This window comes from Paenibacillus sp. J45TS6, from assembly GCF_018403285.1.
Lineage (GTDB): Bacteria > Bacillota > Bacilli > Paenibacillales > Paenibacillaceae > Paenibacillus.
On sequence record NZ_BOSJ01000013.1, the window covers coordinates 18,184 to 32,735 of the forward strand.

The following is a 14,552-nucleotide window of genomic DNA, read 5'->3' on the forward strand; positions in this document are numbered from 1 at the left end:
TTAATTAAGACTGAAATAAATTTGAAGGGTTTTATAGAAAATTGTAGGATTATAATATAGTTTAATCACAATAGATGGGGGTTCATTAAATGGACTTTGAGAATATGTCTTCTACAGAAAAAATGTTTTTAGTTAATCTATATTTCGCTAAAAAAAATCAAGTGATCCAGAATATAGTAAGAGGAAAGCTTTATACGATGAATTATCAAAACGATATGGTAAAAAGTTTGTTACTTTAAAGATTATGAATCAATATACTTAAATGAGAATAAAGTACTCAAGGGTTTGCTAGTTGGATGGTCTGGCATCGAAAAGCAAAGTGCATTCAAAGAACAAGAGATATATATGAGCGGTTGGTTAGGACTGGAGCAAAGTATAAAGGACTTAATGGGTATATAAGAGATATAGTCTGCAGCTTACCAAATATAAATGTTATTAAATCATGAATCCGCGAAACTGTATGCTTATATTTACATATTATTATCCATATATAGTTTAAAATGTAACCGGTAATAGCGAACAAAAGTGTGTTATAATACGAACATCTAGGTTGGCAGGAGGGATAATTTTGATATTTAAAAAGGGCGAGTTATTTAACGGCCCGGGCGGCTTCGCGTGGGCTGCAAAACATGCCAAAGTAGAAGCGAATGGTGAAGTTTACTCGATTGAACATGCATGGTCCAATGATTACGATGTTAGTGCTTGTGAAACTTATAAACATAACATATGTCCCGATAAGCCGGATACGGTGTACCATGGAGATGTTCGTGAACTAGACATAAACAGTCTAAGCGACATTGATGCTTTCATATATGGTTTCCCATGTAACGATTTCAGCGTTGTTGGAGAGAAAAAGGGGTTTGATGGTGAATTTGGCCCTTTGTACACTTATGGAATTAAGGTTTTAAAAAGATTTCAACCTAAATGGTTCATCGCAGAAAATGTTGGTGGTCTGCAAAGCGCAAATGAAGGTCGAGCCTTTGCTCGAATTTTGAGAGATATGGTAGATGCTGGTTATAAGGTGACTCCACATTTATACAACTTTGCTAACTATGGTGTCCCACAGTCAAGACAACGTATTCTAATTGTAGGTTTTAGAAATGACCTAAACGTACAATTCAGAGTACCTGCACCAACTCATGGTCCAGGTTTACCGTTTCCTTTTAAAACTGCATATGAAGCAATAACTGATCCACCAATACCTGAAGGGGCTTTAAACCATGATATGCCTAAGCATACAAAAAAGGTCATAGAGTTTCTAGAATCCATTCCACCTGGACAAAATGCTTGGTATGAAGGTATTCCTGAACATTTAAGATTAAATGTGAAAGGTGCTAGAATGAGCCAAATTTATCGTAGACTTGATACAGTTTCGCCATCATATACAGTAACCGGTAGTGGAGGCGGCGGTACCCATATGTATCATTGGGAAGAACCACGTGCATTAACAAATAGGGAACGGGCTCGACTTCAAACATTTCCTGACTCCTTTGAATTCAAGGGTCCAAAGGACAAAGTTCGCCAGCAAGTAGGGATGGCTGTACCTCCTAATGGGGCAAAAGTTATTATAGAAGCTGTTTTGAAAACATATGCTGGAGTACCATATGATCATATAGCTCCTAAGTGGGACATTGATGAACTTCTTAATCAAACTACTATTTTAGTTTAAACAAATGGACATGACCTAGCTCTTTGGGTCATGTCCATTTGTTATTAGATTGAGAGTTGGAGGATATTAGATTAAATTCAACTCTGAAAAATTTACTTGCCATATCCCTTGGCAAAGATGAAGAAAATGAGATTATTAATGGTGTTTTTAAGTTGCTATCAACTAGAGCTCTGCTAATGTATGTAATAGAAAATCCTCGATAAGTATCTGCGCATATTTCTCCATTTCTTCTTCTGTTAGTCCTTTTCAAGTTTGTATATTTTGTTCTACAATACAGAGTAGATAGTTTCAAGTCAAAAGGAGGGTGTAAAATAATGGATTCTTTTAATCAAACATTAGATGACGCTATTTCATCATGGATAAAGTTAAGTGAAGAATGGGAAAAGATTGAGAACACAGAATCTGATATGTTATCGGAGAAGTACCCATTTGACAAGGATTTTCGAGAGGTACTACATGACCTTATTGAATGGAGAGAATCGTTGAAAAAATAACACAGCAATACTCCGGTTATATTATTTTGGTTGACACAGACTGGGCGCGTATCCCTTGAGATGTGCTCGTAAAAAATCAATCTCTATTCGTATTTGGCCAACAACCAGCCAAGCGAAAAGATGCTCTCTACAGATGCAACCAATTTACTGTGCAAGACATGCTGATTTCGGCAGGTAGGGTCTAAGGTGCTTGTGTATTGATTCTAAGAGGGGATGTCAAGGGCCACATTACCTTACTACATTATTGTGGTCCATCCTGACATCCTCGTCCTAATAGATTCTTTGAATATCTACCGTGCTTTTGTTCCTCTTCCATCCTGATCTTCAAGTGCCATTTAACATCTCGGCTCCCTCTTTCAACACTACTTACTCCGTACCTGTACCCATTCCTGATCCATTTTTTCTGTCGTCCGTGCTGTTCCAGCTGTACGAATACTCCTTGTTTTCAATCTGTCTTAAACCTGAATCTTAAAATGATCTGTAATCGATCGATACGAATGGGCGATACGCGAACAAAAAACATATTATTATTCTTCATTCATTTCTTCTATTTTTGTTTTTAATTCGTTAGTATTTGTCTGTTTTACTACATACCTATTCATTTCATAAATTTTTTGAATTTTTTCTTGCCAATTCATTTTTTCTTCTATAATGGCTTCTTTCAGAGATAAATCATGTTCTCGTTTTAAGTTTTCTATAATCTGTTTAAATTCAAATTCTTTCCTGTCGAGTTTTTCTTCAGCCTCTCTAATCTGCGTCTCATCTTCGCTTTTGATTTGAGCAAATTCCTCTTTTTGCTTACGCATTGTTTCCTCTAAGGATTTTATATCCTCTATATGTTTATCCTTCAGCTTCTGCATTTCAACTCTCAATTGCTCGTTATCTATTTTTAGTCCTTCATATGCCTCTACCTCTCTTTGTAGCATTTGATTTTTATCAGTTAAAAGTCGGTTCATTTCTTCCAAGGTTTCTGCTGCTTTAACATGCTGATTCATTTTTACCTGAAGATCATTATTCTCGAGAATAATACGCTCTAACTCCTCAGTATATTTCTTATTCTCTTTTGTTAGCTCTGCTACCTCATCTTTAAGATCATTCAATTCATTTTTGGAAGCATCAACTAACTTCTTAGCTTCCTCTTTGCTCTCACTTACCGCCGTATCTCCGCGCTGATAAACCCTGATAAACAAATTAAAAATAATATTCATGTGTTTTTCTAGATCTTTTAAATCGTACTCCAGCTCTGGGTTCGTTTCACGAATGTTATGGAGTGTTTCTAAAGTCATAAGTGTTTTGAGCCACTCAGCGCCTTCCATACCAGATTCTGCAATCTTCTCATTTACTAATTTTTTTAAATCACTATCCATTTTGAATGATTTTACATCATCTTTAGCCATCCGAAAATTCTCCTTTTGGTAAACCGGTAAACCCTTGATATACAGTGTAGTTTACCGGTTTACCATAATATTTAGTATAACTATATCATAAAAAACGAGATGAATATAGCATGAAATGTACCTGGAAAGGTGGTATAATAACGATAGATACCTAAGTTCCGATAAGATAAGCGTATCGGAACTTAAGATAAAAAGAAAAAAAGAGGGAGAGGAGAAAAAAGAGAAGAAAAGAAAAGAGAAGGTGGTGGGTATGTGAGTAGTAAGAAGTTCGGTTCGATCAGTTGTTTGAAAATTAGAAGGAAGGAGGAAGAAATAAGACGAAGAGATAAGATAAAATAGTAAGAGGTGAGAATAATGAACGATAATATACATAATGCTGGATCATTCTTAGCTGAAGATAAGGATGGCAGAATACAAGAAGCAAGCGAGATATTGCACGCTCTTATGAATGAGGCAAATACATATGTCTCTAATGCAAAAGCGAAAAATACCGTGCGTTCCTACCAATCCGATTGGAGACATTTCACGTCATGGTGCGATAACTTTGGATTACCTTCGTTACCTACTACGGAGGAGACTTATGCGCTCTATCTTACGAGCCTTGCTAAAGACGGATATAAAGCAAGCACAATCCAAAGAAGAATAAGTGCGATTACCCAAGCACATACGGCTGCAGGTTATGAGTCACCTACTAGTAATAAGATTCGATTAGTTTGGGCTGGTATTAAACGCACGATTGGAACAGAAGAGAAAGGAAAAGATCCTATTATCCTAGATACACTTAAGCAAATTCTAGATGTACTTCCTGATCGGCTTTTAGGTATAAGGGATCGAGCCTTACTTTTACTTGGATTTGCAGGTGCTTTTCGAAGAAGTGAACTAGTAGGTATTGATGTAGAGGATATTAAACCGGTTAAAGAAGGAATTGTAATCTCTTTGAAGACTTCTAAGACAAATCAAGAAGGGAAAAAGGAAGTAGTAGCTATACCATACGGAGTGAATCCAGATACCTGTCCAGTTCATGCTACTAATAAGTGGTTAGAAGCAGCGAATATATCCGAGGGAGCAGTATTTAGATCCATTAATAGACATGGGCAAGTTTCTGAAAAAAGATTATCTGATAAAGCGGTTGCTATTATAGTAAAGCGATATATTGATGCGGTAGGTCTTAATGAAGAAGATTATTCGGGGCATAGTTTACGATCTGGGTTCGCCACAACTGCTGCCATACTAGGAAAAAGTGAAAGATCGATTATGAAACAATCTCGTCATAAATCTGATTATATGGTTCGGAAGTATATAAGGCACACTTCATTGTTCGAAGAAAATGCAGCAAATGATATTGGATTATAAAAGTAGCGCTGGATAGCCCCCTGCAAAGAGCCTTGCTTTGTTCATGTTTTTTTTAGGAGGTACGAATTAGTGAATGCCAAACGGCTAACGACACCAAAGGAAAACGTTCAACAACTCCAAAAGAGACTAGGTCATGCGGCCAAGGAAAACAAGAAGCGCAGATTCCACGCATTGTACGACAAAGTCTACTGAATGTATTAGGAAGCCTGGCGGAGAGTACGAGCTAACAAAGGGTCGGCTGGCGTCGATGGAGAAACTCTTTCTGATATTGAGGAGAAGGGAGAAGCATTTTTCCTTTGAATGCCAACGATGCTTGAAGGAAAACAAATACCATCCACAGCCCGTACGACGGCATTATATTCCGAAGAAAGATGGCAAGCAGAGACCGCTGGATATCCCAACCGTCCGAGCCGCGTCATTCAGATGGCAGCGAAACTGGTCATGGAACCGATCTTTGAAGCGGACTTTCAGGAATTTTCATTTGGATTCCGTCCAAAACGAAGTGCGAAAGGGGCAATGGACCGCATCCGGGAAGTGGTAAAAGAGCGCTTAGTTCCGTCCAGCCAGAGACATAAGTCACTCGCGGAGCACGTAGGTTGGCTGAACCCGAAGATTCAGGGGTGGCGCAATTACTACCACACGTTCTACAGCCAACGAAAAATGGCGAAGTTAGATTGGTACATTGTGTTGCGTTTGGCAAAATGGTATGCAAAGAAAAGGCAACGTTCTCGGTGGCAAAGTGCAGTCCAAGAAGTGCGGTACATGACGAGACAATGTGGACTCAAAACGCTTTTGTAATCTGTATGCACATGAATGACGAACATCGGAAAGCCGTATGAGGGAAAACCTCACATACGGTTTGATGAGGAGGGGCTGGTTTACCCAGCCCTTTACTCTAGTGTAGTTTCACGTTTAACTCGGTCTTATTAATTGAACCTGTACTGTTATAGCAACTTAGAGCATGTATGCAGGTAAGAACCTTGAATACATACTCTATATAAATAAATCTATGGTCGATTGAACGGTGCATCATATTTGTTATAATCATCCTCCTGGGGATATTCGACTAATCTTCTGAAATCTTCATCCATAAAGAAACGGGCAGGATCGCTGAGGAGATTATAAAAGTTTTCCCGAAGATTTTCACGATTTTGAAAACCATTACCTCCATAAAATAAATTCGGATTGATCATAAAACCATCAGATGCTTTTACAATAAATTGCTTGGAGCATAGTTTCTTAATACATTTAGAAACATTACCTTTATCCATGGAAAGATCCTGAGCAATTGTCTTCTGCTTTACCCGAGCTATATTGTCATCGGTCATCATCTTTTCGCACAAATAAAACATTATTCGATAGTCAGAGGAACTTAAATCATGATCCTGCAGATACTTAAACCAATCTAGGACAAAGGCTCCCCAGAAAACATTACGTACCCTTCCTCGTGCTCTTGCCATTTCAATCTCCTTTGAGTTGTAATATTTACAATAATTATGCCATTTTGTTGAAAAATAAACAACTAAAATATGTATTTAATACAACTTTTTAAGGGTTGAAATTAAAAGAATTCCTTTAAAAACCTAAAAAGAAAGCGCTTTAATTTAATATTGTATCGTTCGACGTATATATATAGGGATTGTACAATTTAGATATTGATAAACATACATGTTTTTTTGGAAAGGAGAATACGTTATGAAGCAATGGCTTCAGAAGAATATTTGGTGGTTAAGTATCGTTATTACACTGATAATTGCCTTTTTCCCTGGGCATTTTATGCTGATCGGTAATTTTATCATTGAATACTGGTCAGTATATTGGTTACAAGGTTCTCTTTTAGTTATCGTTGCATTGCTCATAATAATCCTGGTACGGCTTAATAAGAAGGACAGGCCTGCGCCCTAATTGTGTGCTCCCAAAAAAAATTAAAGGAAAGAACCGGCAGAATTAAGCCGGTTCTTATCAATATTGATTGCCCGATATAAATAGAGTCTTGATTAATACTTAAAATACAAAATATATTTTTTGTCGTATAACAAGTAGAAACCAGTAGAGCTTGGCCACAATATAAATATTTTTTCAAATGGAGGCCTAATAATCCATACTTCCTTATTATTTTGATCATATCCTTTTATCGTATTATCATTTGAATCAACTTTGACATTAATTTGAGTTTTATTGGATGTTGAATTCTTATCTTTCTCTGGATAAACAAATTTATCTATTTCTTCTTGATCTACTTCCTCATACATTTTGCTCCATACAATTTGTCCAGTTTTCGTGTTGTAAATATAAAGATAATCATCAGAAAGGGCTGTGCTATTTTCTCTAAGTTTTGGAGCTAACACAGCTGCAGCATGGGTACTTGCTGAAAGAAATTCAGAGTCTTGAAAACGAACTAATCCAGTATCAAGCTCAACAGCAAAAAACCAATCATAACTAGAGTAACGCTTGCCTGACAACTTAACCTTACCTACTCCTTTTATATAAGCAAGGTCACCTATTATCAGAACATTATCTGTAGTCCAATATTTAAATGTCTCGGGTACGTCAAACGTCCAAAGATGGTTTTCATTTTTTGTAGCAGTTATTGATGTGTTATCTTTATAATCAATTTTTACGTTGCTATTTTCATCATACACGGTTGTTGAATGTACTTCGGGTATAACTTCTCCGGTTGATAGGTTTATTTTCTTAGTATCTTCTTGATTACTTTCCCACATAACTTTCCCGAACTTATCAATTGCCTTTACCTTTGAGGACAAGTCAGAAAATTCGTGCTTAATGATGAGTAGTTCTGGAGATATTGTCTGTTCGATTGAGAAATAACTTTCATTTTTTGCCTTAGCAATCCACTGGAGAGTAGGAGCTTCAATTAACAAACTCTCAGCTTTAAGCTTGGTATCAGTTTCTTTTTGTAAAGAGGCAAGAGAAATAAGAGGAATTTGATTTTCAAAATGATTTGATATTTTGAAAACAATCAAACCTAGCAGCATTACAATCAGAAATATTAAGGCCCCAACAAATTCTGTTGACACTTTTTTACTTGTATACACTTAATAATCCCCTATCTATGTATTTCATTAATTTATATATCGGCTTTCTACTACGTGTGAATAAGTAGTTTAAATGAATAGATGTAGGGCTGATGCTACCGGTTCTAAAGCGGAAAAAAATGCCACTTAAGAGCCGATACGCACCGCTATCGGGTTACTCCACCCGATAACGAGAGCGCCCGGCATGGGCGATAACTAGGTGGTGCAAGTCCACTACAGGCTTGGGCAGTAGGAACTGTTAGCTAAAGGCAATGGTGTCCGCCGCGAGGCGGAATCTGAAGGAAGCCGGAGGCAAACCCTCGGTCTGACGAACAGAAATCACATAAAAGGCATGATGAAGCGGATGAGCTTGCACGTCAAAGCAAAGTCCAATACTGCCCGAAGCTCATCATGTAAATGTGGCAGATAGATGAGGGGAAAGTTATCGCTCTTACCCGGGAAGATCTCACAGACATGAAGTAGGAAAAAAATCCGAAAGACGGAGTAAAGCTTGCTGTGAGCAGTCAGCAGAAGCTATAGTACCGAGAAGTTTTTTTCGGGAAAGGGTGAACAATCGTAAGTCTCGAGTATAAGCAAGAAATAGAGTCGACGCAATGAAAGCAGAATACCGAAAGGGCTGCCCGCAAAGGGATAGCGTGGAACGCAAAGAGTATGTGGGAGCAAGGAGTGTCGTCATTCGGGAATGTGGAGAAAAGGACGGTGCAACAGACCTGTTAGAGCAGATACTGAACAGAGACAATCTGAATAGAGCCTACAAGCAGGTCAAACGCAACCATGGAACGCCAGGAAATGACGGGATGACCGTAGAAGATGCGCTGTCATGGCTGCAGGAACATAAAGACGAGCTTTTGCAAAGTATTCGGGAAGGCAGGTACAAGCCAAGTCCCTTACGGCGCAAAGAAATTCCCAAACAGATGGAAGTGGAGCACGAAAGCTTGGCATACCCACAGTAGTGGACCGAGTGATCCAGCAAAAGGGGCTAGAGGGTTAAGCCAATTCTAATTTATAGGAGTTTTTAAATATGACAAATCTAGTGAAAAACATAGAGATGGAACGGTTAGCAGACAGATAACTTCAAGCAGTTTTTAGAAGAAAGAGGACTTTGGAGAGCGATCCGGATTTACTTTAACGGCATGGCTTATGACAGTGAACAGGGAGTCATTGAGTCTATCAATATTGGTGAATAAATGGCTTTTTATGATTAACATACGCTTATGGTTCTTCATGAGGGGAGCCCACTTGGAAAGTTTTTAAATATCCGACAGGTTGATCATGAAGCGAAGGTTCGATTATGGAATATCTATTACACACTGAAAGCTTTCTTTGAAGGACACGGCTTTATGATTGAATACGGAACAGATTACAGCTTTACAGTTTGTCCACAAGTAGATTAATACGATGCTGTGGGCTTCCGAGGGGAAGCCCACAGCAAAAGGAGAGGAAATTTGATGGATATCCGAAACGGTCAGCCGGGTGTAGCAACAGGGAGGAAACCTAAAAGTATATAAGTTCTTGTCGTCCGACATCCGACAGATGATGATATGTAACATGTTATCTTTACTGTTTGCCATGAGGGGAAAATACTAGCTATCCATTAGCTTCTTTATTTTTTTGCCATTATGCTTAGATATGTAGCTCACAGACTGATTCTCGTGTGTGAATGTTGATGTGAGGAAACTAATCTATATCATAAGTCTATATAATTTGAACAAAGTTTCGCGCTTCATATTACAATCCGTCAATTTAATTGTTCAACATATATGATTCCATGTTAGCTCCCTTAAATTCACATGATATAGATACCATTTTTCTACCTCCAAAAGCAGTAGCGACGGAGAAGCCTACAGTCATATTATAATTTTTTTCTTGCAACCGATACAGTCACATCTAATATATCATCGAACTCAGCTAGTTCAGGTTCCGTAGCATACGATTTTCCTGCAGCCACACAAATGTTATATGCCGACTGCTTATCGAACTCTTGTTCTCTTAATACAATGCTAGGATCCCTAAGGAGATTTAGTGATTGTACAAGATGTGGCCCTTTATAAACTGCGACTACTACAATGATCCCTATAATAAGTGATAAATTTATGATTTCTTATGATATAATGCTAGCAATATGAAATAGGAAGGAAAATGGCTAATGTTTAAGCAAATTGATGCTCTTCGAATAGAGGTCGATAAGAAACGCCCGATTAATCCCATATTACTTATGAACACCATTGCTTAAAAATTCGTGAAGTGTGGACTTAACATACGAATGCAATTGAAGGCATATATTCACTTCACGTGAAACAGCATTCTTCTTAAGAGAAGGACTGACCCCATTCCGGTGACAAAGAAGGAGGCTCTAGAGTTCCGTAATTCACCTCCTCTATAAAAAATGATACAGCTACTATTAATAAAATATTCTAGAAAACAATACAAAAGGTGTGAGTTTTCAAAATTAGAAGGGTAGAGTGGAGAAATGAGCAGAGACCTTGGAAACTTCGACTTACATAACAACATTAACATTAATGTGCTAGATGAACATGATTACGGGATTATGACAACCATTGTTCATGAAATCTTACATGTCGTATTGACAAAGAATACTGACTTCGGCCAGCTATCTAGCTTTTTGTTAAAAGTATCATCTTTTTCGAAAAGATATAAAAACACCGCATTGTTTCTTGTAGATGAAATGAGATACGTACAAGAGGCAATTGCAGTCTTTTATGAATTTTCTTATTTAAAAGAATCGTTAGAAAGTTCAGAAGAGTTTAAAAAGGCTTTACGTGACCTAGAACGTGGTAATAAAAAATATTACAACTATATTAAACCGTTGCTTTTTTTGTTCGATATTAATGAAGATAAAAACGATATATATAAACTGGTTAAACTAATTGGAGTGTGTTCTTTAAATGTTTCTATTCCGCCATTTACTCGCGATCAATTGATCAATACAGGGAAGTTAAAAACACTATTTACAAAGCATAATATTTCAACTAAAAATAAATTCCTGGAATATGTAAACGATGTAAAAGAAAAATTGAAGACTGGCGAATCGATTGAGGATATTATTAATGGAATAGCATCTAAACAAGAGGAAGATGTAGAAAGAGGTAAGGATCTTCCTAAAATAGATATCATGAAAATAATTGAAACTGATTTAACCGATGAGAAAAGAAGACATCTAAGCATGCTTATAAAGGCGGATGAATATCTTGTTGCTCCTGATTCAAGCCTTTTTGATCTAATCTCTGCATCGTCAATGAATACTTTTAAGTGGACATATACAGATTACGTAACTATGATCAATAAAGTGACAGAGCCAGGTGGGACTCTATATATTAAAGCGATGCTTTTAAATAATGGAGAGCTCTCATATTCAATTGAGTTCATTGTAATTCAAGAGGAAAAAAGATATTTGCTTGATTTTGTATCGAAGCAACAATTGAATCGTTTGATTGAAGAGACATATGTGTTGAATGCTATTTGCTGTTCACCATTATTAATCGATCAAGAAACCAAGGAGTTAAAGGGCATAGCTAAAAACTGTACAAGAAACATATATGTCATGTTCAATAATTCCTTTGCTTTCACCGAGAAGATTTTTGAGCATATTTTAGATGAAAATGTATCATACGAGATAACCTCTCTCAACTTTGATAGCTTTGATGTATATCTTTTACCATATAAACCCAAGGTACCTATCTTATTCATTGTATTTCCAGTTGTTAAGTATGCTTTTAAGCGTGAAATGGAAAGTAAATTTAATCTAAAACATACGGATTTTAGTGTGCTATTGGAGCAAAAGAAGGTGAACGATCACACATTCGATATGATCGAACTTATGGTTAATACGGTAATGCAATTTCCAACTCTTAAATGAGAAGGTTCATGTTAATAAATCATTTTAAGAGTTAGCTGTAGGAGATTTACGGGAATTAATAATCATGACCAACTCCAACCTGCCGGTTGTTATTTTGTTTCGCGCGTTTTTTCGTGTCGAGGGACAAGAACATGGTCTCATTGAAAGTCGCTAATTTAGCGGCTTTTTTATTTTATCGGTACAAGTTCTTGTCCCGAGCCAAGGACAAGAACTTGTACCGATTGCCGGAATGGACAAGAACATAGTCCGATTACCGATTTGATGCATATCTAAAAATGAACAGATACTCTTTAACCTCATTAAGTACCATAATACAGAAAGTGTTCACATACATTGTTATGAAACAACTGACACATGAGAGGTAAACACGGGCGGTTAGGTATTTAAAAAGTGAAATATTGGTACTGAAACTAGCTGTTCAGGACAAGAACTTGTACCGATTACCGAAATAGACAAAAACATGGTCCCATTACCGGTTAGACGAATATCTAAGTATAAGTGGTGGGATCTTTTGAATGACTGAAATGCTAAAGGCTGTTTTATCGTCAAGAGACCAAATTCAATGCTTGGAAGTATTTCAACTGAAACTGTAATCTCATTTGAAATGGATAATACAACTCGTCAATAAGCATTTTGGCAAAGAAATAGAGAGGACAGTAAAAACAAGAGTTGAATCATATAAGTAGATCGTACTTTTTGCTAGTTATGTTCTTGTTGAAGGACAAGAACTTGAACCGATTAGGTATATATCTAATTAATTGATTCATTAAGCTATACAAGCTTGTCAAGAATACCAGTAAAACGAAATTAAGTCATGTGGCAGTTTAGCGCAACAAACACCACTCAATAATTGTCTGAAAATGATATAATATACAATGTAATTAACAGTATGGAAGGATTAAAGGAAAAAGTGTTATTGTTGCTGTTCTAATGCTAGGTGCTACAGGAAATGTATATAGTGCCTATACCAATTTGCCAAAAGATTACCCAGCCTTCGCGAGCTTTTAGTCTTCAAGCAGTGAATTCAATACTCTTCCTGATAAACTGAATTATGACTCTAATCATATATACATAAGTAATGATATATTAAAAAAACACTGAACGCTTAATCATTGCATGCTAAGCCAGCTTAAAAAGGTGGACTCAACTTTCGGGAGAATGTACGGGCCCATTAAGGTTAAGAGACTGTTGAAGAAATACGGGTATCCGCCTGATCTTGAAAAAATGGAAATTGATTTTGTGCTTCAACAAGCAGAGTTAATGGTGTAGGCGGAAGATTTTAAATATTAACACACCACTTCAAGGTATAACTAACAGTAACTTTTGGTTTTTGATTATCTATATCTTTTTGTCTGAGAGGAGTTTTTTTGTTGGCTCGCAAAGTTTTCTTTTCCTTTCAATATAAAGATGTTGCTAGCTTTCGAACTAATGCGGTTCGAAACAGTTGGGTTACTAAGAGAAGTGAAGATGATTTTATCTTTTATGATTCCTCGTTATGGGAACAGGTCAAAAAAGAAAGTACAATTGCTATTAAACGAATGATCAACTCAGGACTACGAAATACTTCAGTCACAGCAATTTTGACTGGGAGTGAAACGTATGCAAGACCATGGGTAAGATATGAAATTCTAGAAAGCTTTAAAAGGAGTAATGGACTTATAAATATTCATATCAATAGTATTCCTGACAAAAATAAACTCACATTTGCAAAAGGACCTAATCCACTAGATTTTTTTTATTTTCGTATAGAGAATGCCAAAATACATCTTTGGGAGTGGGATGTTGTAAGTGGAGATTGGAAGTTTAAAGAGAGCATTAATAAATCCGACGTTAATTATAAATTTAAAAATATCTCTGAAGGAAAATTCTCAATGGTTTTTGATTCATACGATTGGGTGGTAGACGGCGGATACAACAATTTTTCTACATGGACAGAGAGAGCAGCTGTTCTTGGAGGTAAATAATTTAACGGAGGTGAGTGGTAATATGGCATTATTTAATAAACAAGACTTGATAGCAAAAGCAGATCGAAAGCTGATTAAAAGGGATTTCATAGAAGTGTAGGCACGATACTAGAAACCGCGGCTAATCAATTTAATGAATCAAAAACCAACCATATCTTTCTGTCACACAGTTATTCTGTCGATAAATTATTGCTCGGAATAAAAAGTGCTATGGAAGAGTTAGGATATTCAATTTACATTGATTGGATTAATGATCGACAAATGAGCCGTAATCAGGTCTCAAAAGAAACAGCTAATACGCTTCGTAAAAGAATGAGACAGTGCGGCTCTTTGTTGTATGCTGTGTCTGCTAGTTCGATAAATTCAAAATGGATGCCTTGGGAATTGGGTTATTTTGATGAAATTAAGAATAAGGTAGAGATCTTGCCGATTACCGATACCGCTCAAGCAACTGATACGTATCAGGGCCAAGATAAATAGCTACATCACTAGGAGAACTGTTCAAGGAAGTAATGAGATGGCACTTTGGGTCCATGATTCGCAAAATGTTTATTCAATGGCTACAAGGCTCTATGCCTAGAGCTCAATAAAGGAGACGAAATTATGGGCGGGGTAACAATTCATTCTAAATTTATCATCAATGATAATACGAAAAATTTATATTAAAGTGAAGCTGTAATCTTCGTCGATACACCACTCTCAAGAGAATCGATCTGGGTTGAGAAGGGACTTAGGATTGCGT

The 14,552-nt window shown here is 36.8% G+C and carries 13 protein-coding genes and 1 pseudogene; 11 read left to right on the forward strand and 3 right to left on the reverse strand.

Annotation, left to right across the window (positions count from 1 at the left end; genetic code table 11):
- Window positions 1-568 precede the first annotated feature (568 nt).
- Together KJS58_RS17665 and KJS58_RS17670 are read left to right on the forward strand one after the other, a co-directional pair.
- Window positions 569-1,669, forward strand: a complete 1,101-nt coding sequence (locus tag KJS58_RS17665; RefSeq protein WP_213534433.1) for a DNA cytosine methyltransferase — start codon at window positions 569-571, stop codon at window positions 1,667-1,669.
- Between the two features lie 314 nt (window positions 1,670-1,983).
- On the forward strand, window positions 1,984-2,163 hold the full coding sequence (locus KJS58_RS17670; protein ID WP_213534435.1) for a hypothetical protein: 180 nt from the start codon (window positions 1,984-1,986) through the stop codon (window positions 2,161-2,163).
- A 527-nt stretch (window positions 2,164-2,690) separates the two neighbouring features.
- Here the strand turns inward: KJS58_RS17670 and KJS58_RS17675 are convergent.
- Window positions 2,691-3,560, reverse strand: a complete 870-nt coding sequence (locus tag KJS58_RS17675) for a hypothetical protein (RefSeq protein ID WP_213534437.1) — start codon at window positions 3,558-3,560, stop codon at window positions 2,691-2,693.
- 354 nt (window positions 3,561-3,914) lie between these two features.
- On the opposite strand from KJS58_RS17675, the gene KJS58_RS17680 reads away from it, so the two are divergent.
- Window positions 3,915-4,913 (forward strand): site-specific integrase, encoded by a 999-nt coding sequence (locus KJS58_RS17680; protein ID WP_249717566.1) that lies wholly within the window; start codon window positions 3,915-3,917, stop codon window positions 4,911-4,913.
- 300 nt (window positions 4,914-5,213) lie between these two features.
- Window positions 5,214-5,711 (forward strand): group II intron maturase-specific domain-containing protein, encoded by a 498-nt coding sequence (locus KJS58_RS17685; RefSeq protein ID WP_249717569.1) that lies wholly within the window; start codon window positions 5,214-5,216, stop codon window positions 5,709-5,711.
- A gap of 209 nt (window positions 5,712-5,920) precedes the next feature.
- Here the strand turns inward: KJS58_RS17685 and KJS58_RS17690 are convergent, their stop codons facing one another.
- Complete coding sequence (locus KJS58_RS17690) at window positions 5,921-6,373, reverse strand: replication/maintenance protein RepL (protein WP_213534438.1); 453 nt, start codon at window positions 6,371-6,373, stop codon at window positions 5,921-5,923.
- Between the two features lie 235 nt (window positions 6,374-6,608).
- On the opposite strand from KJS58_RS17690, the gene KJS58_RS17695 reads away from it, so the two are divergent.
- A complete protein-coding gene (locus KJS58_RS17695) occupies window positions 6,609-6,818 on the forward strand; it encodes a hypothetical protein (RefSeq protein WP_213534440.1) in 210 nt (69 codons plus the stop codon).
- Window positions 6,819-6,910: 92 nt separating this feature from the next.
- On the opposite strand, the gene KJS58_RS17700 is transcribed toward KJS58_RS17695, so the two are convergent.
- Complete coding sequence (locus KJS58_RS17700; RefSeq protein WP_213534442.1) at window positions 6,911-7,969, reverse strand: hypothetical protein; 1,059 nt, start codon at window positions 7,967-7,969, stop codon at window positions 6,911-6,913.
- Window positions 7,970-8,562: 593 nt separating this feature from the next.
- On the opposite strand from KJS58_RS17700, the gene KJS58_RS17705 reads away from it, so the two are divergent.
- The 6 genes and pseudogenes from KJS58_RS17705 (at window position 8,563) to KJS58_RS17730 (ending at window position 14,290) form a co-directional block, all read left to right on the forward strand.
- Entirely contained in the window at window positions 8,563-8,922 is a 360-nt protein-coding gene (locus KJS58_RS17705) for a hypothetical protein (RefSeq protein WP_213534444.1), read from the forward strand.
- A gap of 261 nt (window positions 8,923-9,183) precedes the next feature.
- The gene (locus KJS58_RS17710; RefSeq protein ID WP_213534446.1) at window positions 9,184-9,363 is read left to right on the forward strand and encodes a hypothetical protein; all 180 of its coding nucleotides are present in this window, start codon (window positions 9,184-9,186) and stop codon (window positions 9,361-9,363) included.
- A 1,127-nt stretch (window positions 9,364-10,490) separates the two neighbouring features.
- A complete protein-coding gene (locus KJS58_RS17715; RefSeq protein ID WP_213534448.1) occupies window positions 10,491-11,846 on the forward strand; it encodes a hypothetical protein in 1,356 nt (451 codons plus the stop codon).
- A gap of 1,170 nt (window positions 11,847-13,016) precedes the next feature.
- Window positions 13,017-13,115: pseudogene (locus KJS58_RS17720) on the forward strand (type I restriction enzyme endonuclease domain-containing protein); the annotation flags it as partial.
- A gap of 101 nt (window positions 13,116-13,216) precedes the next feature.
- A complete protein-coding gene (locus KJS58_RS17725; RefSeq protein ID WP_213534452.1) occupies window positions 13,217-13,810 on the forward strand; it encodes a TIR domain-containing protein in 594 nt (197 codons plus the stop codon).
- 261 nt (window positions 13,811-14,071) lie between these two features.
- Entirely contained in the window at window positions 14,072-14,290 is a 219-nt protein-coding gene (locus tag KJS58_RS17730; RefSeq protein WP_213534454.1) for a hypothetical protein, read from the forward strand.
- The last annotated feature ends 262 nt before the right edge of the window (window positions 14,291-14,552 follow it).